Genomic DNA, 21642 nt, shown 5'->3' on the forward strand with positions numbered 1-21642 from the left:
GGGCGGAGCGTCCGTTTGTTGACCCATATAAAGAATGCTTTATATGCCCCTTGCGTGACCCTGCTGGACTCCCTTCGCGCCCTTGCCGATCCGACACGCTTGCGGATCATGCGGCTGCTTGCAAGCATGGAACTGGCCGTGGGCGAAATCGCGCAAGTGCTGGGCCAGAGCCAGCCGCGCGTATCGCGCCACGTCAAGATCCTGTGCGATGCCGGCCTTGCCGAACGCCGTCGCGAAGGCGGCTGGGTGTTCCTGCGCGCGGCATCGGGCGAGGGGCAGGCGAACCTGAAGTCAGCGCTCGCCGGCCTGCTCGCGGTGGGCGAGGCGAGCGATCCCGCCTTCGCCGCCGAATGTGCGGGCGATCGCCATCACCTCGACGCGATCCGTGCCGCGCGGCAGGCCAGCGCCGAGGACTATTTCGCCGCCCATGCCGAGGAATGGGACAGCTTGCGCAGCCTTCACATCGCCGATGGGCCGGTCGAGCTGGCGCTGGCGGAACTGCTGGGCGCCGACAGCCTCGGCCGACTGCTCGACATCGGCACCGGCACGGGCCGCATGGCCGAACTGTTTGCCGATCGTGCCGCCAAGGTGACGGGTCTTGATCGCAGCCCCGAAATGCTGCGGCTTGCCCGCGCGCGCCTGCAGGACCTGCCGACCGACCGGTTCGAGCTGGTACGTGGCGATTTCACCGACCTGCCATTCGATGGCGCGAACTTCGATACCGTGCTGCTGCACCAGGTGCTGCATTATGCGCAGGCGCCCGAACTCGTGCTGGCGGAAGCCGCGCGCGTGACCTGTCCCGGCGGACGGTTGGCGATCATCGACTTTGCCGCGCACGGTCGCGAGGACTTGCGCGAGCGCCACGCCCACGCGCGCCTCGGGTTTTCCGATGCGCAGATGAACACCCTTTTCAACGAGGCCGGCTACCGCATGGAAGCCGAGCGCGCACTCGCCGGGCACGAACTGATCGTCAAGATCTGGATCGGCGTGCGCGAACAGGATGCAGGAGCGACCCCGCTCCGGAGGACAGGATGACCAAGGACCAGGTGCTCGACCAGCCGCTGTTCGGGGGGCTCCCCGGCGATATCGCGGTGTCGTTCGAATTCTTCCCGCCCAAGAGCGAGGCGATGGCCGCGCAGCTTTGGGAAACGGTGGTCACGCTGGCCCCGCTTGCGCCCAAGTTCGTTTCGGTAACCTATGGCGCGGGCGGCACCACGCGTGAACGCACCCATGCGACGGTGGCGCGGCTGGTGAAGGAGACCGACCTCGTGCCCGCCGCGCACCTGACTTGCGTTGCGGCGAGCAAGGCCGAGATCGACGAGATCGCCGACCAGTACTGGGACGCGGGCGTGCGCCACATCGTGGCGCTGCGCGGCGATCCGCCGCCGTCGGATGGCGGGCGCTTCGCGCCGCATCCAGAAGGCTATCGCAATGCCGCCGAGTTGGTCGAAGGGCTGAAGAAGCGCCACGACTTCGAGATTTCGGTGGCCGCCTATCCCGAGGGCCATCCCGATGCGGTCAGCCTAGAGGCCGATCTCGACAACCTGAAGCGCAAGCTGGATGCGGGCGCGACCCGCGCGATCAGCCAGTTCTTCTTTTCGACCGACGCTTGGTTCCGCTTCCAGGACAAGGCGCTGGCCGCGGGGATCACCGCGCCGATCCTGCCGGGCATCATGCCAGTGACCAACTTCGCCGCGATCCGCCGGATGAGTGGCAACACCGAAATCCCGGCGTGGATGGAAGCCATGTTCGAAGGGTTGGACGAACGCCCCGGCCCGCGCGGGCTCGTTTCGGCGGTGATGGCTGCCGACTTGTGCCGCCGGCTCTATGCGGGCGGCGTGCGCGACTTCCACTTCTACACGCTCAACCGCGCCGACCTGTCCTATGCGACCTGCCACCTGCTCGGCCTGCGCCCCGTAACCGGAAAGACCGCCTGATGCTCACTCCCTCGAAAGCGCGCGCCGATTTCCTCGCGCAAGCCGCCCAGCGCATCCTGATCACCGATGGCGCGTTCGGCACCGAGATCCAGAACTGGAAGCTCGCCGAAGCGGACTATGCCGGCACGCTGGGCCTGTCGAAGGATCAGAAGGGCAACAACGACATCCTCGCGCTGACCAAGCCGGAAGTGCCCGAGGCGATCCATCGCGCCTATTTCGAGGCGGGCGCGGACATCGCCGAAACCAACACCTTTTCCGCCAACCGCATCAGCCAGGCCGATTATGGCGCGGAGCATCTGGTGCGCGAGATCAACGTCGAGAGCGCGAAGCTCGCGCGGCGGCTGGCGGATGAATATCAGGCTAAGGACGGCCGCCCGCGCTTCGTCGCCGGCGCGATCGGGCCGACCAACAAGACGCTGTCGCTGTCGCCCGACGTCAACGATCCGGGCTTTCGCGAGATCGACTGGGACACGCTGGTCGACGTTTACAAGGAGCAGGCCGCCGCGCTGGTGGAAGGTGGCGCCGACTTCATCCTGATCGAGACGGTGTTCGATACGCTCAACGCCAAGGCTGGGATCATGGCGGTCAAGCAGCTCGAACAGGAACTGGGCCGCGAAGTGCCGATGATGCTGTCGATGACGCTGACCGATCTTTCGGGCCGCAACCTGTCGGGCCACACGGTCGAGGCGTTCTGGTACGCGGTGCGCCATGCGAGGCCCGTGACGATCGGGCTCAACTGCTCTTTCGGCGCCACGCAGCTGCGCCCGCACGTGCGCACTCTGGCGGAAAATGCCGATACGCTGATCATGGTCTATCCCAACGCCGGCCTGCCCAACGAACTGGGCGCCTATGACGAACTGCCGGAAACGACGGCAGGGCTGGTCAAGGAATGGGCCGACAAAGGCCAGGTCAACGTGCTGGGCGGTTGCTGCGGTTCGACGCCGGCGCACATCGCGGCGATGGCGAGGGCGGTCGCGGGCCTTGCCCCGCGCGCGCTGCCGCAGGTCGAAACCGTGACGCGCCTCGCCGGGCTCGAACCGTTCCTGATGCCTGCCTGATCTTGCAACGCCCGGTTTTCAACGGAAGTTTTTGACGTGACCCAGACCACCACCTCCGCCGCCTCTTCGGGCGCCCGCTTCGTCAACGTTGGTGAACGCACCAACGTCACCGGTTCGGCGGCGTTCAAGAAGCTGATCCTTGCCGGTGACTATACCAAGGCGATCGAGGTCGCGCGCCAGCAGGTCGAAAACGGCGCGCAGGTGATCGACGTCAACATGGACGAGGGTCTGCTCGACGCGGTCGAGGCGATGACCACCTACCTCAAGCTGCTCGCCGCCGAGCCCGACATCGCGCGGGTGCCGGTGATGATCGACAGTTCGAAGTGGGAGGTGATCGAGGCAGGTCTGAAGTGTGTTTCGGGCAAGCCGATCGTCAACTCGATCTCGATGAAGGAAGGCGAGGAGCCGTTCCTTCACCACGCGCGCAAGTGCATGGACTATGGCGCGGCGGTGGTGGTCATGGCCTTCGACGAGAAGGGCCAGGCGGATACCAAGCAGCGCAAGGTCGAGATCTGCACCCGCGCCTACAAGCTGCTGACCGGGATCGGCTTTCCGCCTGAGGACATTATCTTCGATCCCAACGTCTTTGCCGTGGCGACGGGGATCGAGGAGCACAACAACTACGCGGTCGACTTCATCGAGGCGGTGAAGGAAATCCGCGTGGCGTGCCCGCACGTCCACTTCTCGGGCGGGCTGTCCAACCTCTCGTTCTCGTTCCGCGGCAACGAGACGGTGCGCCGGGCGATGCATTCGGTGTTCCTGTACCACGCCATCCCGGCGGGGCTGGACATGGCGATCGTCAATGCAGGGCAGCTCGACATCTACGACCAGATCGACCCCGCGCTGCGCGAAGCCTGCGAGGACGTGATCCTCAACCGCGATGAAGGCGCGACCGAGCGGCTCATCACCCTGGCAGAGAGCTTCAAGGGCAAGGATGCGGTCGCCGAGAAGGCGGCCGAGGAATGGCGCGGCTGGGACGTCGTGCGCCGGCTGGAACACGCGCTGGTCAAGGGCATCGACGCCCACGTGGTCGAGGATACCGAGGAAGCGCGCGCGCTGATCGCGGCGCGCGGCGGGCGGCCGATCGAGGTGATCGAAGGCCCGCTGATGGAAGGCATGAACACGGTCGGCGACCTGTTCGGATCGGGCAAAATGTTCCTGCCGCAGGTGGTCAAGTCCGCCCGCGTGATGAAGAAGGCGGTCGCGCACCTGATCCCGTTCATCGAGGCGGAAAAGGAAGCCGGCGCCAAGGCCAAGGGCCGGATCATCATGGCGACCGTGAAGGGCGACGTTCACGACATCGGCAAGAACATCGTCGGCGTGGTCCTGCAGTGCAACGGCTACGAGGTCATCGACCTTGGCGTGATGGTGCCGTGGTCCACGATCATCGACACGGCGATCAAGGAAGACGTCGACATGATCGGCCTGTCGGGCCTGATCACCCCGTCGCTCGACGAAATGGTGACCGTGGCCGAGGAAATGAGCCGCGCCGGGCTGTCGATCCCGTTGTTGATCGGCGGGGCCACCACCAGCAAGGTGCACACCGCACTGCGCATCGACCCCGCCTACGACGGGCCGGTGGTGCACGTGCTCGATGCCAGCCGCGCGGTGGGCGTTGCCAGCCAGCTGCTGTCGGACACGCAGCGCGATCCTTTCGTCAAGGCGACCGCCGCCGATTACCAGCACGTGCGCGAGGCGCGGGCGGGCAAGGGCGAATCCAAGCTGCTGCGGCTGGAGGAAGCGCGCGACAACGCCTATGCGCCCGACTTCACCGAGAAGGCGCCGCCGCCCGAGCAGCCCGGGCTGCACGTGTTTCCCGATTGGGACCTGTCCGATCTGGTCGAATACTTCGACTGGACGCCGTTCTTTCGCGCCTGGGAGCTGGCGGGCACCTATCCGGCGATCCTCGACGACGAGATCGTGGGCGAAAGTGCGCGGAGCCTTTATGCCGATGCGCGCGCAATGCTGGAGCGGATCGTTGCCGAAAAGTGGCTGACGGCCAAGGCCGTGGCGGGTTTCTGGCCTTGCGCGCGGCACGGCGATGACGTGGTGCTGCATCTGGAAGGGCCGCAGCCGCCGCTGCATCTGCCGTTCCTGCGCCAGCAGTTCGCCAAGAGCCGCGGCCGTGCGAACTTCTGCCTCGCCGACTTCATCGATCCGGCGGGCGACTGGATCGGCGGCTTTGCCGTGGGCATCCACGGCATTGAGCCGCACCTCGCCCGCTTCAAGGCGGACAACGACGACTATCAGGACATCCTGCTGAAAGCGCTGGCCGACCGTTTTGCCGAAGCCTTTGCCGAGCGCCTGCACGCCCACGTGCGCACCACGTTGTGGGCCTATGCGCCCGGCGAGCAGCTGACCAACGAGGCGCTGATCCGCGAACAGTATCGCGGCATCCGCCCGGCGCCCGGCTACCCGGCATGTCCCGACCATAGCCTGAAGCCGATTCTGTTCGACCTGCTGGATGCCCCCGCCAACGCCGGGATCACGCTGACCGAAAGCCAGGCGATGCTGCCGACCGCGGCGGTGAGCGGCTTCTACTTCGCGCACCCCGAAAGCCAGTACTTCGGCGTCGCCACGATCGGGCGCGACCAGCTGGAGGACTACGCCGCGCGGCGCAGAATGGATCTCGCTGTTGCCGAGCGCTGGTTGCGCCCGAACCTCAGCTGACGCGTCACACCATGTCCTGCGGCCGCACCACGCTGTCGAAGGTGGCGGCATCGACCAGGCCAAGCTTCAGGCCCGCCTGGCGCAGCGAGAGGCCTTCGGCGTGCGCGGTCTTGGCGATCTTCGCGGCGTTGTCGTAGCCGATCTCGGGCGCAAGCGCGGTCACCAGCATCAGCGAGCGTTCGACCAGCTCGGCGATGCGTGCCTCGTTCGCTTCCAGCCCTTCGACGCAGCGTTCGGCAAAGCTCGCCATGCCGACCGACAGGAGATGGACCGAGCGGAGGACGGCGGCGCCGATCATCGGCTTGAACACGTTCAATTCGAGGTGGCCCTGCAGCCCGCCGACAGTGACGGCCTGGTGGTTGCCGATGACTTGCGCGGCGACCATCGTGAGCATTTCGCACTGCGTCGGGTTCACCTTGCCCGGCATGATCGAACTGCCCGGTTCGTTGGCGGGAAGATCGAGTTCGCCAAGGCCCGAACGCGGGCCGGAGCCGAGCAGGCGGATGTCGTTGGCGATCTTGGTCAGCGCCACGGCGAGCGTCGCCAGCGTGGCCGAGAACTGGACCAGCGCATCGTTGCTGGCGAGCGCTTCGAACTTGTTGGGCGCGGTATCGAAGGCGTGGCCGGTCAACTGCGCCAGTTCATTGGCGATGGCATCGGCAAAGCCTTCGGGCGCGTTGAGGCCCGTGCCGACGGCCGTGCCCCCTTGCGCGAGTTGCAGCAGGTGCCGCTCGGCATCGGACAGGCGTTCGCGCGTGGCCGCGAGCTGGCGGACGTAACCTGAAAATTCCTGCCCCAGCGTCAGCGGCGTTGCGTCCTGCAGGTGCGTACGGCCGATCTTGACGAGGTGCGCCCAGTCCCGCGCCTTGGCATCTAGGGCGGCGTGAAGCCGGTCGAGTGCAGGGAGCAGGTCGCGATGCAGGGCGATGACCGCAGCGACGTGGAGCGCGGTCGGGAAGCTGTCGTTGCTCGACTGGCCGCGATTGACGTCGTCGTTGGGGTGCACCGGGCTCTTGCCGCCGCGCTGGCCGGAAAGGCGTTCGTTGGCGATCCCGGCGATCACCTCGTTGACGTTCATGTTGCTCTGCGTGCCGCTGCCGGTCTGCCAGATCACCAGCGGAAACTGGTCGTCGAAGCGCCCGGCGGCGACATCGGCCGCGGCGGCTTCGATGGCCTGGCCAAGCGCCGGGTCGAGCCCGTGCGTCCGGTTGACCCGCGCGGCCGCCTGCTTGACCAAGGCCAGCGCGTGGACGATCCCGAGCGGCATCCGCTCCATCGCGCCGAAGGGAAAGTTTTCGATGCTGCGCTGGGTCTGTGCGCCCCAATACGCGTCATCGGAAACGTCGATCGCGCCGATCGAATCGGTTTCGCTGCGGGCCATCGGGCTGCTCGTGCTCCTTGTCCCTGCCGACAACGGCAAGATCATCGGGGCAATGGACAGGGCGCACGAGCGTTCCGCAAGCGGTTTGTCAGGCGGCGGGCGACCGGTAGTTGTAGTATTCGGCCGTGGTGCTGGCGCCGTCGCTGGCGGCCAGCAGGCTGAGCGCGGCGGCAAGGCCCTGGCGCGCGAAAGTATCGAGCAGGTCGTCAAACGAACGGTCGTGGGCCTTTGCCACGGCCTTCAACGCCCGGGCCATTTCCTCGAATTCGATCTCGGTCAGGCGCGCGGCCTTCCATTCCTCGGCCGCGTTGAAGTTCTCGTGCAGGTGATGGCCCATCGGTCGGTCTCCCTTATGTCGTAGGACACAGGGCTAACAGGAAGGTGCGGCCACAGCCCTTAAGCACACCCAGAGGGCGGCACCGGTCGCATAACGCAAGATCGCGTCAACCACGCCGGCTCGACCGCCCTCAGGGGCTTTGGACTGGCCGGAAGCGGGCTGAATTCGTATTCGCCCTTGTGCCGCGCATCGGCATGGCGATCAGGGACGGCCCTTGCGGACCCGGGTAAACGGGCAAGCTGGGTGAGGGCAGGGGGCAGGAAGCTTGATGGGCACGACCGAGATTTACCTGATCGCGTTGACGATCATCCTGGCGGTGCCTTACGCCGTCTGGCGGCTGGCGCGAACCGACCGCTTCGCGCCGCTGGTGGTGGTGCAGATCATCGGCGGCATCCTGCTCGGGCCCGGGGTGCTGGGCGCAGCTTATCCCGCCTATTACGCCTTCGTGTTCAATCCGCAGGTGATTGCCGCGCTCAACGGCATCGCGTGGTGGGCGGTGATGATGTTCGTGTTCGTGGCGGGGCTGGAGCTGGACCTGGCAGACGCATGGCGGCACCGCGGCGAAACGGCGCTGACCGCGGGATGTGCGCTGGTTGCCCCGCTGCTGCTGGGTGCTGCTGCTGCGGCGGTCCTGCTGGCACAGCCGGGCTGGATCGGCCCGAAAGGCACCTATCCGCAGGCGGTGCTGGGCGTAGGCATGGCATGCGCGGTTACCGCGTTGCCCATCCTGGTGCTGCTGATGGAAAAGCTCGGGCTGTTCCGCCAGCCGCTGGGGCAGCGGCTGCTGCGCTATGCCAGCCTGGACGACGTGGCGATCTGGGGGGTGCTGGCGCTGATCCTGCTCGATTGGTCGCGGCTCGGCCGGCAAGGTCTGTTCCTTGCCGCCTTCGCTGTCGCGGCCTTCGTCATGCGCAAGGCGATGCAGCGGCTGCCTCAGGACGATCGATGGTATGTGGCGCTGGTCTGGCTTGCGGTGGTGGCGTTCGGCGCCGACTGGTCCGGCCTGCACTTCATGGTTGGCGCGTTCCTGGCAGGCGCCGTGCTCGACGCGCGCTGGTTCGATACCGCGCGGCTCGACGCGATGCGCAACTTCCTGCTGCTGACCATCATGCCGGTGTTCTTCCTTTCGACCGGCCTGCGCACCAGCTTCGGCGTCAACGGTGCGATGGTCTTCGCGGCGGCCGGGGTGCTGCTGATTGCGTCGGTCGCCGGGAAGCTGCTGGGAGTTCATCTCGCCGGGCGACTGCTCGGCTGGCAAAGGGGCGAGGCGAGCGTGATCGGCTGGATGCTGCAGACCAAGGCGCTGATCATGATCATCTTCGTCAACGTCCTGCTCGACAGGGAGGTGATCACCGCGCAGACGTTCACCGCGCTGCTGCTGATGGCGGTCGGCTCCACCGCGCTCACTACGCCGATGGTCCGTCCGCGGCTGGCAAGGCTCGCCAGGCCGACGGTTCATTAAGCAGTTTTGCCTATAAGCGCGGGGCATGACCGCGCTCGACCTGCTCACGCTTGCCATTGCCGCATTGATGCTCGGCACGTGCTGGTGCGTGTGGCGGGCTGCCACGTTGTTCGCCCGCTGGCGTCCCGCCGTGGCGACCGTCATGCGGGGTGGCTACAGCGATGCCGAACGGCTCGACGATCTGCTGAGCATGGGAGCCTCGCTCGGCACGCGGCGCGGCTGGGACTGGCGCGATGGCGAAGGCAAGCGCTGGATCAAGGACGAGGTCGCCTTCGAGGTGGAGAACGGCCGGACCTGCCGCGCCATCGTCGGCCGGCAGGTGACGCGCGCGTGGAAGCCGTCCTCTGTCTTTCGCATCTGGTACGATCCTGCCGACCCAGCGCGGGTGACCGCCTATGGTCCCTGGTACTGGAGCCTGATGGCGGCCATGTCGCTCGGCTTCGTGGCGGCCATCGCGGTCTGGGGGCTGGACTGGGCGCGAACCGGAACGCCGCCGCCCTGGCTCGCGGCGCTGGCCGACACGCCAAGTGATCCGCCCCAAACCCTTTGGGAGCGCGTGGACCAGGCCGTCTCGCACAAGTGACAGGGCGAAAGCGTGGCGCCGTCGACTAGGCTGCCTTGCAAACACGCTTGGAGAGGCAACCGCACGTGACCCAGATCGACCCTGTCGCCCGCCTGATCGCCATCGAGGAGATCAAGCAGCTGAAGGCGCGCTATTTCCGCCTGATGGACTCCAAGCAGTGGGGGCCGTTGCGCGATGTCTTCGCCGACGATGCCGTGTTCGATGCCCGCGCCTCGCTGTCGATCGACGGCAATGGCGAATCCGGCCGTGCGGCCGAAAGCAACGAATGGGTCTATTCGGGCGGCGACGTGATCGTCGACTTCATCCAGGCGGCGATCGGTACCCAGCGCACCGTCCATCACGGCCATTGCCACGAGATCGAGATCCTGTCCGACACCGAGGCACGGGGCGTGATCGCGATGGAAGACCAGATTTGGGACGAAACCGGCGCCACGCTGACGCTGCACGGCATGGGGCACTATCACGAAACCTACGGCAAGGACGCCGGCGCCTGGCGCATCGTCAATTCCCGGATCACCCGTCTCCACGTGATATTGGGCGAATGAGGTTTTGATCGGGCGGGCGCTTCTGCCATAGGCCGCAGGGCAATGGCGCAAGACTGGCCCGAGGAACCCGACTACCCCTTCGAGGACGACTTCGCCGGCTATGAGCCGGTGGGGCCCGAGGACCTGTACCCGGCCGATGCCCCCGCATTCGAGCCGCGCCCGGACGTGCCCGCCGATCCGGTCGATGCGTTGCATGCGGTGTTCGGCTTCAACGCCTTTCGCGGCGTGCAGGACCAGGTCGTGGCGCGGGTGCTCGATCGGCGTTCTACACTGGCAGTGATGCCGACCGGGGCGGGCAAGTCGCTCACCTACCAGCTGCCCGCAGTGATGCTCGAAGGCACGTGCGTCGTCGTGTCGCCGCTGATCGCGCTGATGCACGACCAGTTGCGCTCGGCGAGGGCCAACGGCATTCGCGCCGCGACGCTGACCAGCGTCGACACCGACCGCGAGGCGACGCTGGCAAAGTTCCGCGCCGGCGCGCTCGACCTGCTCTACGTCGCGCCCGAACGCGCCAGCCAGCCACATTTCCGCGAACTGCTGAGCCGCGCGCGCATCTCGCTCTTCGCCATCGACGAGGCGCACTGCGTTTCGGAATGGGGCCATGACTTCCGCCCCGACTATCGCCTGCTGCGCCCGCTGATGGACGCATTCGCCGAGGTGCCGCGTCTGGCGCTGACGGCGACGGCCGACCGGCACACTCGTGCCGACATCCTCGAACAGCTGGGCATTCCCGCCGACGGGCTGATCGTTGCCGGGTTCGACCGGCCCAACATCCGCTATGCGATCACCCCGCGCGACAACCCGCTGCGCCAGCTGAAGCAGATCATGGCGGAAAATCCGGGGCCGGGCATCGTCTACGCCCCGACCCGCGCGCAAGTTGAGCGGCTGGCCGAGCAGCTGGGCGCGCAGGGGCGGCGTGTGCTGCCCTATCACGCGGGTCTGGCGGCAGATGTCCGCGCCGCCAACCAGGCGGCTTTCGTGGCGAGCGAAGACATGGTGATGGTCGCGACCGTGGCCTTCGGCATGGGCATCGACAAGCCCGACGTGCGCTTCGTCGCCCACGCCGCGCTGCCCAAGTCGATCGAAGGCTATTACCAGGAAACGGGCCGCGCCGGCCGCGATGGCGATCCATCGGTGGCGGTGCTGCTGTGGGGGGCGGACGATTTCGTGCGGGCGCGGCAGCGGCTGGGCGAGCTGGACGAAAGCCGCATCGTGGGCGAGCGGGCGCGGCTCGATGCGCTCGCCGGACTGGTCGAAACCGCCGGTTGCCGCCGCGCGGTGCTGCTGCGGCACTTCGGCGAAGACCCGCCGGCATCGTGCGGTAATTGCGACAACTGCCTGTCCCCGCCTTCATCGACCGATGCGACCGAGCTTGCGCGCAAGCTGCTCTCTGCCGTCTATCGCACCGGGCAGAGCTATGGCTTCGGCCATCTCGAGAAAGTGCTGACCGGCGTTTCCGACGAGCGCGTGCTGCAGCGCGGGCACGATCAGCTATCGGTGTTCGGGATCGTCACGGCCGAAGACGCGCCGCTGCTGCGCGCGCTGTCGCGTGCCTTGCAGGCGCGTGGCAGCCTGATCGCCAACGAGCATGGCGGGCTGGCGCTCGGCGGCGATGCGCGCGCCATCCTGAAGGGTGAGGCCAGCGTCGACGTGATCCTGCCGGCCAAGGTGGAGCGTGGACGCGGCCGACGCGGGCGGAGCGATGGCGCCGCGCTCAATCCGGTCGGCGATCCGCTGTTCGATGCGCTGCGCGCGCTCCGGCGCGATCTGGCGCAGGAGGTGGGCGTGCCGCCCTACGTCGTGTTCCACGATTCGGTCCTGCGCGAGATGGCTGCCATCCGCCCCGCCAGCCGGGCCGAGCTCGGCGCGATCGGCGGGGTCGGGCAGCGCAAGCTAGACGCCTATGGTGAGGCGTTCCTGAGCGTCATCCGCCAGTACTGAGGCTCGACTTGGCGCGGGAACGGCGCGCCAGCCGCGACAGGCGGTCCTTCACCATCAGCTTCAGCTTCTTGAGCCGCGCGATCTCGAACGGATCGACCCAGCGGCGCGTCTGCGCAAGGCGCAGCGCGGCATCGAGCTTCTGGTGGCGTTCGAGCAGGCGGAAGGTGAGATTGGACATTAGCATTGCTCCTCGATCAGAACGGTTGCGTTCGATCGGGTCTGCCGAGCCTTGGGCCGGGAAGCGGGGGCAAGGCTCCGGACCTTCGGCATCGGCATGACCCGATGCGGTCCGACATCACGTGGCGACAAGTCCGGGCCGGGGGCTGGGGGGCTCGTTGGACTTGTGCGCCGCGCCAGAGGGGCCCGGTACCGCAAGACCCAAGGTAGGCCACGCGGTCGGGCAATCAAGTTATGTTGTGTTGCTGGCGTGATGTGATATCGAAGTGATATCACTTTAAGGGGAAGTGCGATGTCCGAATCGCCTGTTGCCATGTCCACCACCCGCGAACGCCCCGCCTGGAGCACGAGCGGCTATCTCATGCTGGTCCTGTTCCTGATCCTTGCGGCGCTGTTCCTGTGGCGCCTGACCAGCTTTGCCGGGGGCGAACCCACCGACAGCGAGGTGGCGACGTTCCTCGGCTCGATCTTCCTGCTGCCGATCTCGCTCGTGGTGATTGCCAAGGGTTTCTACATGATCCAGCCGAATCAGGCGGCGGCGATCACCCTGTTTGCTTCGTATCGCGGCACCGATCGCAATGCGGGTCTGCGCTGGGTCTGGCCGTGGATGGGCAAGACACGCATTTCGGTGCGCGCCAACAACGTCGTTTCCGAAAAGCTCAAGGTCAACGATCTGCGCGGCAACCCGATCGAGATCGCGACCAACGTGGTCTGGCGTGTGGCGGATACCGCGCAGGCGCTGTTCGACGTCGATGACTACAAGGCGTTCGTTCTCGTCCAGATCGAATCGGCGGTGCGCTCGATCGGCTCACGCTACCCCTACGACGATATCGAACACCACGAAGTGACCCTGCGCGGCCATCACGAGGTGATCAACGCCGAACTGCGCGACGAACTCAACGCCCGGCTTTCGCTGGCGGGAATCACCGTCGACGAATGCGGCCTGACGCACCTTGCCTATGCGCCCGAGATCGCCGGGGCGATGCTTCGCCGCCAGCAGGCCGAAGCGGTGATCGCCGCGCGCAAGAAGCTGGTCGAAGGCGCCGTAACCATGGTCGAGATGGCGCTGCAGCAACTGTCGGAAAAGAACGTGGTGCACCTCGACGACGAACGCCGCGCGGCGATGGTTTCTAACCTGATGGTCGTGCTATGTGGCGAACGGGAAACGCAACCGATCGTCAACACCGGCACGCTGTACCAGTAAGCCTGCGATGGCCTCGCCCGGCAAGAAGGCCTTCGCGCTGCGGCTCGACCCTGCGTTGCACGCAGCGGTCGAGCGCGCGGCGGCCCGGGATTTGCGTTCGGTCAATGCCGAGATCGAATGCCTGCTGCGCGAGGCGCTGGCGCGGCGCGGTGTCCGTGTCGGAGCGGACAAGGACGAGGACGAGCGTTAGCCTGCGCCCTACTGCAGGGTGACCTGGCCGTCGTCGTCGCCTTCGCGGCGGCCGAAGAACTGCATCAGCTGGACGAGCAGTTCGCAGCGCGTGGCAAGGTCCGGCGCTTCGAGCAGCGCCTGCTTTGCCGCCGCATCGAACGGGGCGATCTGGGACACGCCGTTTATCAGCGATTCGTCATCGAGCCGGCCGACCGAGTCCCAATCGACGGCATAGCCCTGCGCATTGGCAAAGCTGCGCGCCTCGCGCTCGAATCCCGCGCGCTCGACCGCGCTCAGCACCTGATTCTCGGGATCGTCGATCAGAGTCGCTTCGACCTGCCGGAACGGGGTCGTGACGTCGAGCTCGCGCACCAGGCGGAAACGCGACTGCCCTTCGAGGACGAGATTGAAGCGTCCGTCCTCCATGGCCTCCACGTCGACGATCTTGCCCACGCAGCCGACCTGAAACAGCGGCGCGCCCTCGATCGAGGTCTGCGGCTGGATCATCGCGATCTTGCGGTCGCGGGCCAGCGCATCTCCCACCATCGCGCGGTAGCGTGGCTCGAAAATGTGCAGCGGCAGTTGCAGGCCGGGGAACAGGATCACCCCGCCGAGCGGAAAGATCGACAGCCGCACCGAATCCTGCGTGATGCCCATCTGCGTCAGCCGAACAGGATGGTGGAAAGCTTGCGCCGCGTCGCCGCGACCCACGGATCCTCCAGCCCGATCGCCTCGAAGATCTGCAGCAGGCGCGCCCGCGCGGCGCCGTCGTTCCAGGCGCGGTCGGCAGCGACCATCGCCAGCAGCTTTTCGGCTGCGCCATCGCGATCGCCACTGGCATAGAGCGCGTTGGCGAAGGCAAGCTGCGCCTCCATGTCCGCCGGACGCTCCGCCGCTGCGGCGCGCAGCGCGGCGAGCTCGGTCGCCTCCGGGGCGTCCTCGGCCAGCGCCAGCGCGGACTTCGCCTGCGCGAGCGCCGGGTCATCGGCCAGCTTGGGATCGAGCGCGGCGAGGATCTCTGCCGCCTCTTCGCGATGCCCGGCAAGGAGCAGGGCGCGGATCAGGCCCGATTGGGCAGCCGCGCTATCGGGCGCGATCTCGACGATCTGCGAGAAGATTCCGGCGGCGCGTTCCCCGTCGCCTTCGGTCAGCACATCCTCGCCCATTGCCAGCAACGGCGTGATATCCTGCGCCGGCTCGTCTCCAGCCTGAACCGGGATCTGCGAAAGAATCTGGTCGAGGTACTGCTTGAGCTGCGATTCGCTGCGCGCGTTGGTCAGGTCGGCAACCGGCTGGCCTTGGAAAAGCGCGTACACGGTTGGGATCGAGCGCACCTGGAACTGCGCGGCGATGAATTGCTCCTCATCGACGTTGACCTTGGCGAGTATCACGCCCTTGTCGGCATATTCGGCCGCGACCTTTTCGAGCACGGGCGTCAACGCCTTGCAGGGCCCGCACCATTCCGCCCAGAAATCGAGGATCACCAGCTTGGTCATCGACGGTTCGACCACGGTCTTGCGGAAGCGGTCTACCGCCTTCTGTTCGTCGAGACTGAGGCCGAGGCTTGCCAATGAACTTCTCCGGATGGGTGCGAGGTCGTATCGCCTTCATGTGGGATGGCACGGCCGTTCGGCAAGGGCCATGCGCAGGGCAGCGACCATTCGGCGCGAAAGTGCATTTGGGGGGTTGCGCCGCGTTCGAGTCACCGTTAGAGGCCCCCACACCCCAGCCGGACGGGGCATTACCGACCGGCCAGAAACGCACGAGCGGGCGTAGCTCAGGGGTAGAGCACAACCTTGCCAAGGTTGGGGTCGAGGGTTCGAATCCCTTCGCCCGCTCCAGTTTCTCTTCAGCATTCAGCCCAAGATCGAGCGCAGAGTTCCCTCCCGCTCCGGGGTCGCCGCCCATTTCCTATCGATTGTCGGCAGGCATAGCCGCACCGAGCGTTCGGCCTGCAGATGGCCACGATCGCGACCCCCATCGCTCTGCCGTGCCGGGTGACCATCCATGTTCGACGTCTGGGCGGCGGGCCGGCCTGTCGCGCGCGCTCATGGCGCACCGGCACTTGCGATCAGGGCGGACCCTACGGGTGGCGAATCGATGGCGGGCTACCGGCGCTGATCCTCATCAGTTCTTGACCTGAGCGCTCGGGGTGCGATTATTGGATCCAATAACACCAACCAGGATCGAAGATGCCCACGCCCGACACTCCCCAATCCGGCCAGCTCCAGCCCTGGTCTTTGCATGCCTGGTACGTTGCCGCGATGAGCGAGGAGCTGGGCACGACCCCGCTGGCGCGGACCATCTGCGGGCAGCGAGTGGTGTTTTTCCGTGACAGGAACGGGCATCCGGTCGCGCTGGACGATTTCTGCCCCCATCGGGGGGCTCCGCTATCGCTGGGGTTCGTGCGCGACGGAGAACTCGTCTGCGGCTACCATGGGCTCGTGATGGGGTGCACCGGAAAGGTTTCGGGCATGCCCGGGCAGACGGTGGAGAAGTTCGCCGGCGCGCGGCGTTTTGCCGTTGTCGAGCGCGGCAGCTTTATCTGGATCTGGCCCGGTTCCGCCGAGAGCGCCGATCTTGATCAACTCCACCCGCTTGCGTGGGCGGATAGCCCGCAATGGGCTTATGGGGGCGGATATTATCACGTCGCCAGCGACTATCGCCTGATGATCGACAACCTTATGGATCTGACTCACGAGACTTACGTCCACGGCAGCAGTATCGGCCAGAAGGAGATCGACGAAGCGCCGGTCGAAACGCACGTCGTGGGAGAGCGCGTCATCACGCGGCGTTTCATGAACGGTGTCGAGGCACCACCGTTCTGGAAGATGGCGCTGCGTGGGGCCGGATTGCCCGATGACCAACCGGTCGACCGCTGGCAGATCTGCCACTTCCACCTGCCCAGCCACGTGATGATCGAAGTGGGCGTGGCTCTTGCCGGACATGGCGGATACGATGCGCCGGACGAGGTCAGGGTCTATGCCACGGTGGTCGATTTCATCACCCCCGAAAGCGCAACGTCGCACCATTACTTCTGGGGAATGGCGCGACGGTTCGCCGTTGGCGATGCAGCATTGACGGACTCCATCCGCGAAGGTCAGAGGAGGATCTTCGGCGAGGATCTCGAGATGCTGGAACGACAGCAACAGAATCTTTCGTCTCATCCCGATCGCAAGCTCATGAAGCTGAACATAGACGCGGGCGGCGTGCGGTCGCGCCTGCTGATCGACCGGGCCATTGCGCGTGAGCGTGATACGCTCCACCAAATGGTTTGAACCGGCGCGCGCATGCGTCGCGATGAGGCAACGCGGGTGACGCGGTCAGCCAAGCCCGGCCAGCAGGTGCTGGTCGCGCTGCGACGGTTGATCGCGGACGGCACGATCAAGCCCGGTATGCGGATCGGCGAGATTGCGACTGCCGAAAGGCTCGGCGTGTCGCGCATGCCGGTGCGCACGGCGCTGCGGGCGCTTGAGCACGAAGGGCTGGTCGTCAAGCTGGGCGCGCGAGGCTATACCCCGCGAGCCGTGAACGCGGAAACAATCCGCGGCGCGATCGAGGTGCGCGGGGTGCTCGAAGGCCTTGCTGCCCGGCATGTGGCGGCGCGGCATTTGCAGGACGAAGAGCGGGTTCGTCTGGCGCAGGTGCTGGCTTGCGGCAACGCCATCTTCGAGAAAGGCCATTTCGTCTCGGAGGACCTCGACCGGTTCTATCGCTACAATCTCGATTTCCACGAGCTTCTGCTGGCCTTGAGCAGCAATCCGTCGATTTCCCTGGCGCTCGAGCGGAACAACCATCTGCCGTTCGCATCGGCGGCTGCCCTCGCGCTCGATTGGGACGATCTCGATGCGGAATACGTGCATCTGCGCCATGCGCACGAGGAGCACATGGCCGTGTTCGATGCTATATGCGCCGGGAACGCGGTGCTCGCCGAACGCCTGATGCGTGACCACGCAAGGGCCGCCATCAGCAACGGGCGAATCTTCAAGGGGTTGCGAGTATAGAGTGGAGGGGCGGGCCACACCACCGGATGTGGATCGGCGACAGCGCTTCGGGCCTGCGGCGGTCTTTGGCCCGCGAACCGAAGCTCAGTAGGCGTTATCGTGGACGAGCACCTTGGCCGTGGCCAGGATGATACCAATGTCCCCCCGCAGCGACCATTTCGAGGTGTATTCAATGTCCTTGGTCACGCGGTTGATGATGTCGACCTCTCGGTCGGTCGCCCCGCGATAGCCGCTCACTTGCGCCAGCCCCGTGATGCCCGGCTTCGACGAATGCCGCTGCCAGTACCGCTGGTCTGCATCCCAGAACAGCTTGCCCTCTGCAGTTGAATAGACGGCATGGGGCCTGGGGCCGACCACGCTCATGTCGCCTAGCAGGACGTTTAGAAGCTGCGGCAGTTCATCGAGGCTCGTGCGGCGGATGAAATTTCCGACCCGGGTGATCCGGTTGTCAGAGCGCGAGGTGGATTGGGCGCCACGGGTATCGCAGGCTTCAGCGCGCATCGAACGGAACTTCAGCACGTGGAACAGGCGGTTGCCCTGGCCGATCCGCGGCTGGCGGAAGAAGACGGGACCCTTGCTCTCAGCCTTAATCGCGATTGCGATCAGCGCCATCAGCGGTGCGAGGAACAGGAGCGCCGCCAGCGAGAACGCGACATCGAAGATGCGCTTGAGAATACGCTTGCGAAGCGGGAAGGGCGCACCCGACAGCACCACGACCGGCTTTCCGCCAACCAGGCGCATCGGGCACGATTCGAGCTGGTCCACATTCTCGACGGGAACCTCGATGTCGACATTCATCCCGCGGAGCGCGTCGATCCATTGCGGTCGCAGGGGGGCGCTGCAATTGACCAGAACCCGATCGATCCCAGCCAGCGCCCTGCCGAGGCGGTCATAGTCTTCGGCTGTCGCGCAGGATGGATCGAAGCGTACCGGGAATGTGCCGGTCTTTGGCGATCGGGAGCAATCGACCCAGCGATCGTAAGCCATGGCCCGCAAATAACCCTTGTCCGATTCCGCAACGGTCGACATGCGCGCCACGAGGGTGCGCGCGGGCGCGGCGAGCACGGCCGAACCGAGGCACATCGCAGCAAGAAGAAGGGTTTCGCCGAGGAACCGTTCGCCTAATCCGAAGCCGATCAGGGTCAGCATAATGGCGCCGCCGATCGATGCGATTGCGGCGGCACGCAAGGCGCGCAGCCCACTCGTGACGACGGATGGGGAATATGCCCCGCTTAGAAGCGCGAGCGGGACATATGCGAAGTAGGCCGACGCGAACTTGCCGGCGATGTTTGTCGAGCCGAAGTTGCGACTGACCAGTTCAGCCATGACGTAAAAAGCGACAAGATCGATGAGGATCAGGGCCAGGGCCGCCAGAGCCCTGGGCGGGACGAGGTCGGTCGCGGGTAGCAGTCTCGGCCACGAAACGAGCTTCGGACTGTTTGCTTCAGCGCTCATGCTAACCTCTTTCAACCCGAGAGATGTGTTCTCGGTCGGCCGCAGTGGTGCCCACGGACTTGATGCCGGTGACTGGGCACACGCTCCAGGTGACATGAATTCGAAGAAATATTGCCCGCATGTTGCATGGCAGCACCGTGACGGGATGATCCAATAAGCAGAAGATCTAGGGTCATCTCGCAGGTGCAAAAATAGCCTTTAGGGCTACACCTTTTTGAACGAGAATAAGCTTATACTTCACTCTCAGCAATGCACCGGGACGATGACGGATTTCGTACTGAAGCTGAACTTTCAGAAATTCCCGATGTATTGGATGAGTTTTGCGAAAATCGCCAAATAATGCTCTCGAAAGAACATTCGGGCGAGGTTTAAAGGTTGAGGTTATCTTTAGATAACCGCCATGTCCGGTACTTACTATTACAGGTTGGATCGATGGCGCGCGCGTATCTTGGGTTGGCCGGCTGTGGGGGACTCCGATGGTCCGCGACGGACCTCCTTGGAGTGACCGATTGTCTTCCTCGCAGCGCCAGCCGTGAGTGCCCCCGCTCACAAAAGCGCGTCGATGCCTGAGCAGGTGCACCTCTCAAGCAAGTTTCCCGAGTTGGATTCGTCAGAGCCTGCCATTGGCGGGTCGAGAACTCGTTGGCGCGATACAGAAGAGTTGATCGAAAGCGGCGCATCGTTCGCCACGCCAGCGTTGGGATGCATCCTTTCGTCATCGTCAACAGAAGATGCAGATCTCACAGCGTGGACCCAGGCCTGCTTTCCCGGCTCGATTTTTTGGACCTTCAGGGACTTGCTAGCCGTTTCCGATGCTGTGCCGATCGAATTCCTGAGCATGGTCTTCGTCTGCGGTGACGACCTGCCCGGCCTCTATCGCCATTTCCGCAATCTGCGGGGCATCATTGGCGATATCCCGAAGATGAATGTCGTCCGCCAGGCTGGCCCGCGTGACATCGCGCAGGCGCTGGCGGCCGGGTTCGACGATGTCTTCGACATATCAGAGATGCAGATGCCGGAAGCGCGAGCCAGGGCCGAGGCGATCCTGCGACGCTATCGCCTTAATGACGGCGCCGATCACGCGCCGGTGACATCCGAAGCTATGGCCCGGCGCCTTACTCGCACGGATCTGAGGCGTCGCGAGCTGGCCCTGCTCACCCTGCTGATCGAGCAGAGCAAGAAAGTCCTGTCCGTGCCCGATATTTCGACTGCACTTTCCGGCGATCGGTTGGGCATGTCGCCCAACGCCGTGCGAGTCCTGGTGTGCCACCTGCGAAAGAAGCTGGTGCCCGGCGTGCAGATAAAATCCCACTCCGGTCGAGGCTACTCGATCAGTCTCAGCAGCGTGAAGAAACTGAAGCCCTGACCGCGCTTCATCGCGTGTCCGCAACGAAAAATTCCGGTTGCTTTAAGGCAGTTTGAGCGCAGAAGTCTGCAAGGACTGCGAGATCATTGCAATAAGTGGAGCGGCAGCGTGGGGGGAAGCTCGGGCCGCTGTTCGTCTCGAAAGATGGGGCCCGAGGGCAACCACCTACGCCTTCGCACTCATAAACCTGGAAAGCGCGCGTCGTCCAAACGACGATTTTGCCGTCTGGACCGACTCAATCTCAAGATTATCTTCCAGATCGAGATCACGAACAAGGCGCCTGCATTCAAGTTGATGCCGGGCGTTTATCTGCAAGATGCAATATATTGATCGGAATTGGCGGATTCGACTTAACCGCATCAGCACCGACTGCAGGGAAGCCCAGCTAGGCTCAGGACTCGTTGATCACAGCCAGAAGAGCACGGTGGCTGCGAGAGCGAGTGCGGAGAAGAATACCGTTGGGCAGCGGTCGTAGCGGGTCGCCACGCGACGCCAGTCTTTCAGACGGCCGAACATGATCTCGATGCGGTTGCGCCTTTTGTATCGGCGCTTGTCGTATTTGACGGGAAAAGAGCTGGATTTCCGGCCCGGAATGCAGGGCTTGATGCCTTTTTGCTCCAGCGCGTCCCTGAACCATTCGGCGTCATAGCCCCGGTCAGCCAGCATCCACTGCGCTTTGGGCAGATCATCGAGCAGGGCAGCCGCGCCGGTGTAATCGCTGACCTGGCCGGCCGTGATGAAGAAGCTCAAGGGGCGGCCGTTGGCATCGGTGACAGCGTGCAGCTTGGTATTCATGCCGCCCTTGGTCCGGCCGATCAGACGGCCAAGATCCCCTTTTTTACCCCAAGGCTGGAAGCCGTGCGGTGAGCCTTGAGATAGGTTGCATCGATCATGACGGTCTGAGGCTCAGCCTTCTCGGCAGACAGGCCCTCCATCATCCGGGTGAACACGCCCATCGCACCCCACCGTTTCCAGCGGTTATACAAGGTCTTGTGCGGCCCGTATTCTCTGGGCGCATCACGCCAGCGCAGGCCGTTCCGGTTGACGAAGATGATCCCGCTCAGCACCCGCCGGTCATCAACCCGGGGCTTGCCGTGGCTCTTGGGGAAATAAGGCGACAAACGCGCCATCTGCTCGTCCGTCAGCCAATACAGGTCGCTCATACTCAGTCTCCTCGCGGAGCCTGAATCACATCCCTCTCTGCCAATCAATGGGTCCTGAGCCTAGCTGTTCAGTCCCGGCATTTGGTGGATCGGATTGACGATGAAGCGTTCTGGCTCTGAGGTCCAGATTTTTGCGATGTATTCGTAGGGCGTGAGCCCGCTGAGTGTCTTGAGCCGGCGGGCAAAGT

General features: G+C 65.0%; 20 protein-coding genes, 1 tRNA gene and 1 pseudogene. 14 read left to right on the forward strand and 8 right to left on the reverse strand.

The annotated features are described in order from the left end of the window. Positions 1-108: 108 nt before the first annotated feature. Genes HHL27_RS20540 through metH form a run of 4 tightly spaced genes read left to right on the forward strand, consistent with a single transcriptional unit; the run spans position 109 to position 5665 of the window. A complete protein-coding gene (locus tag HHL27_RS20540; protein WP_240960132.1) occupies positions 109-1035 on the forward strand; it encodes an ArsR/SmtB family transcription factor in 927 nt (308 codons plus the stop codon). Continuing rightward, the gene (metF, locus tag HHL27_RS20545) at positions 1032-1937 is read left to right on the forward strand and encodes a methylenetetrahydrofolate reductase [NAD(P)H] (RefSeq protein WP_169495263.1); all 906 of its coding nucleotides are present in this window, start codon (positions 1032-1034) and stop codon (positions 1935-1937) included. Before HHL27_RS20540 ends, metF begins: the two co-directional genes overlap by 4 nt. Beyond that, positions 1937-2995 (forward strand): homocysteine S-methyltransferase family protein, encoded by a 1059-nt coding sequence (locus HHL27_RS20550; RefSeq protein WP_169495264.1) that lies wholly within the window; start codon positions 1937-1939, stop codon positions 2993-2995. Before metF ends, HHL27_RS20550 begins: the two co-directional genes overlap by 1 nt. 36 nt (positions 2996-3031) lie before the next feature. Continuing rightward, positions 3032-5665: a methionine synthase gene (metH, locus tag HHL27_RS20555; protein WP_169495265.1), complete on the forward strand. Its 2634-nt coding sequence runs from the start codon at positions 3032-3034 to the stop codon at positions 5663-5665. 4 nt (positions 5666-5669) lie between these two features. Here the strand turns inward: metH and fumC are convergent, their stop codons facing one another. Both fumC and HHL27_RS20565 read right to left on the reverse strand, forming a co-directional pair. Further along, positions 5670-7046 (reverse strand): class II fumarate hydratase, encoded by a 1377-nt coding sequence (gene fumC, locus HHL27_RS20560; protein ID WP_169495266.1) that lies wholly within the window; start codon positions 7044-7046, stop codon positions 5670-5672. A gap of 88 nt (positions 7047-7134) precedes the next feature. Further along, positions 7135-7383: a hypothetical protein gene (locus HHL27_RS20565; RefSeq protein ID WP_169495267.1), complete on the reverse strand. Its 249-nt coding sequence runs from the start codon at positions 7381-7383 to the stop codon at positions 7135-7137. A 268-nt stretch (positions 7384-7651) separates the two neighbouring features. Between HHL27_RS20565 and HHL27_RS20570 the strand changes: the two genes are divergently transcribed. From HHL27_RS20570 to recQ, 4 genes are all read left to right on the forward strand, one after another. Then, positions 7652-8845, forward strand: coding sequence for a cation:proton antiporter (locus tag HHL27_RS20570; protein WP_169495268.1), 1194 nt, complete (start codon positions 7652-7654; stop codon positions 8843-8845). Positions 8846-8870: 25 nt separating this feature from the next. Continuing rightward, on the forward strand, positions 8871-9428 hold the full coding sequence (locus tag HHL27_RS20575; RefSeq protein ID WP_169495269.1) for a DUF3592 domain-containing protein: 558 nt from the start codon (positions 8871-8873) through the stop codon (positions 9426-9428). 65 nt (positions 9429-9493) lie between these two features. Beyond that, positions 9494-9973 (forward strand): nuclear transport factor 2 family protein, encoded by a 480-nt coding sequence (locus HHL27_RS20580; RefSeq protein WP_338114976.1) that lies wholly within the window; start codon positions 9494-9496, stop codon positions 9971-9973. Positions 9974-10015: 42 nt separating this feature from the next. Further along, positions 10016-11914 (forward strand): DNA helicase RecQ, encoded by a 1899-nt coding sequence (gene recQ / locus HHL27_RS20585; RefSeq protein ID WP_169495270.1) that lies wholly within the window; start codon positions 10016-10018, stop codon positions 11912-11914. On the opposite strand, the gene HHL27_RS20590 is transcribed toward recQ, so the two are convergent. Then, positions 11898-12092: an HP1242/YdcH family protein gene (locus HHL27_RS20590; protein WP_169495271.1), complete on the reverse strand. Its 195-nt coding sequence runs from the start codon at positions 12090-12092 to the stop codon at positions 11898-11900. The genes recQ and HHL27_RS20590 overlap by 17 nt on opposite strands. A 291-nt stretch (positions 12093-12383) precedes the next feature. Here HHL27_RS20590 and HHL27_RS20595 point away from each other — a divergent pair, with 291 nt between their 5' ends. Beyond that, positions 12384-13295 (forward strand): SPFH domain-containing protein, encoded by a 912-nt coding sequence (locus tag HHL27_RS20595; RefSeq protein WP_169495272.1) that lies wholly within the window; start codon positions 12384-12386, stop codon positions 13293-13295. A gap of 7 nt (positions 13296-13302) precedes the next feature. After that, the gene (locus HHL27_RS20600) at positions 13303-13485 is read left to right on the forward strand and encodes a type II toxin-antitoxin system antitoxin (RefSeq protein ID WP_169495273.1); all 183 of its coding nucleotides are present in this window, start codon (positions 13303-13305) and stop codon (positions 13483-13485) included. A gap of 8 nt (positions 13486-13493) precedes the next feature. Here HHL27_RS20600 and HHL27_RS20605 read toward each other — a convergent pair whose 3' ends face one another. Then, the gene (locus HHL27_RS20605; protein ID WP_206069759.1) at positions 13494-14123 is read right to left on the reverse strand and encodes an LON peptidase substrate-binding domain-containing protein; all 630 of its coding nucleotides are present in this window, start codon (positions 14121-14123) and stop codon (positions 13494-13496) included. Positions 14124-14128: 5 nt separating this feature from the next. Next, entirely contained in the window at positions 14129-15037 is a 909-nt protein-coding gene (locus HHL27_RS20610; protein ID WP_169495274.1) for a tetratricopeptide repeat protein, read from the reverse strand. A gap of 195 nt (positions 15038-15232) precedes the next feature. Between HHL27_RS20610 and HHL27_RS20615 the strand changes: the two genes are divergently transcribed. The 3 genes from HHL27_RS20615 (at position 15233) to HHL27_RS20625 (ending at position 17470) form a co-directional block, all read left to right on the forward strand. Next, a tRNA-Gly gene (locus HHL27_RS20615) sits at positions 15233-15307 on the forward strand. 351 nt (positions 15308-15658) lie between these two features. Beyond that, a complete protein-coding gene (locus tag HHL27_RS20620) occupies positions 15659-16744 on the forward strand; it encodes an aromatic ring-hydroxylating oxygenase subunit alpha (protein ID WP_169495275.1) in 1086 nt (361 codons plus the stop codon). Positions 16745-16810: 66 nt separating this feature from the next. Continuing rightward, positions 16811-17470, forward strand: coding sequence for a GntR family transcriptional regulator (locus HHL27_RS20625; protein WP_338114977.1), 660 nt, complete (start codon positions 16811-16813; stop codon positions 17468-17470). 84 nt (positions 17471-17554) lie between these two features. Here HHL27_RS20625 and HHL27_RS22580 read toward each other — a convergent pair whose 3' ends face one another. Beyond that, a complete protein-coding gene (locus tag HHL27_RS22580; RefSeq protein WP_240960127.1) occupies positions 17555-19114 on the reverse strand; it encodes a sugar transferase in 1560 nt (519 codons plus the stop codon). Positions 19115-19487: 373 nt separating this feature from the next. Here HHL27_RS22580 and HHL27_RS20635 point away from each other — a divergent pair, with 373 nt between their 5' ends. Beyond that, the gene (locus HHL27_RS20635; protein ID WP_169495276.1) at positions 19488-20291 is read left to right on the forward strand and encodes a winged helix-turn-helix domain-containing protein; all 804 of its coding nucleotides are present in this window, start codon (positions 19488-19490) and stop codon (positions 20289-20291) included. Between the two features lie 405 nt (positions 20292-20696). Here the strand turns inward: HHL27_RS20635 and HHL27_RS20640 are convergent. Beyond that, positions 20697-21454, reverse strand: a protein-coding gene (locus HHL27_RS20640) for an IS5 family transposase (RefSeq protein ID WP_169495277.1) whose coding sequence is annotated in 2 segments (ribosomal slippage) — positions 20697-21121 and positions 21121-21454 — 759 coding nt in all. Because the reading frame shifts where the segments join, the coding sequence is not laid out codon by codon here. 60 nt (positions 21455-21514) lie between these two features. Beyond that, positions 21515-21642, reverse strand: a pseudogene (locus HHL27_RS20645) (IS481 family transposase); the annotation flags it as partial.

The sequence above is a fragment of the Novosphingobium olei genome (genome assembly GCF_012927405.1).
GTDB lineage: Bacteria > Pseudomonadota > Alphaproteobacteria > Sphingomonadales > Sphingomonadaceae > Novosphingobium > Novosphingobium olei.

Excerpts from the sequence above, each read along its gene's own strand:
- HHL27_RS20540 (WP_240960132.1), top strand. The coding sequence starts at position 109 with ATGCGGCTGCTTGCAAGCATGGAACTGGCCGTGGGCGAAATCGCGCAA.
- metF (WP_169495263.1), top strand. The coding sequence starts at position 1,032 with ATGACCAAGGACCAGGTGCTCGACCAGCCGCTGTTCGGGGGGCTCCCC.
- HHL27_RS20550 (WP_169495264.1), top strand. The coding sequence starts at position 1,937 with ATGCTCACTCCCTCGAAAGCGCGCGCCGATTTCCTCGCGCAAGCCGCC.
- fumC (WP_169495266.1), bottom strand. The coding sequence starts at position 7,046 with ATGGCCCGCAGCGAAACCGATTCGATCGGCGCGATCGACGTTTCCGAT.
- HHL27_RS20565 (WP_169495267.1), bottom strand. The coding sequence starts at position 7,383 with ATGGGCCATCACCTGCACGAGAACTTCAACGCGGCCGAGGAATGGAAG.
- HHL27_RS20570 (WP_169495268.1), top strand. The coding sequence starts at position 7,652 with ATGGGCACGACCGAGATTTACCTGATCGCGTTGACGATCATCCTGGCG.
- HHL27_RS20575 (WP_169495269.1), top strand. The coding sequence starts at position 8,871 with ATGACCGCGCTCGACCTGCTCACGCTTGCCATTGCCGCATTGATGCTC.
- recQ (WP_169495270.1), top strand. The coding sequence starts at position 10,016 with ATGGCGCAAGACTGGCCCGAGGAACCCGACTACCCCTTCGAGGACGAC.
- HHL27_RS20590 (WP_169495271.1), bottom strand. The coding sequence starts at position 12,092 with ATGTCCAATCTCACCTTCCGCCTGCTCGAACGCCACCAGAAGCTCGAT.
- HHL27_RS20595 (WP_169495272.1), top strand. The coding sequence starts at position 12,384 with ATGTCCGAATCGCCTGTTGCCATGTCCACCACCCGCGAACGCCCCGCC.
- HHL27_RS20600 (WP_169495273.1), top strand. The coding sequence starts at position 13,303 with ATGGCCTCGCCCGGCAAGAAGGCCTTCGCGCTGCGGCTCGACCCTGCG.
- HHL27_RS20605 (WP_206069759.1), bottom strand. The coding sequence starts at position 14,123 with ATGGGCATCACGCAGGATTCGGTGCGGCTGTCGATCTTTCCGCTCGGC.
- HHL27_RS20620 (WP_169495275.1), top strand. The coding sequence starts at position 15,659 with ATGCCCACGCCCGACACTCCCCAATCCGGCCAGCTCCAGCCCTGGTCT.
- HHL27_RS20635 (WP_169495276.1), top strand. The coding sequence starts at position 19,488 with ATGCCTGAGCAGGTGCACCTCTCAAGCAAGTTTCCCGAGTTGGATTCG.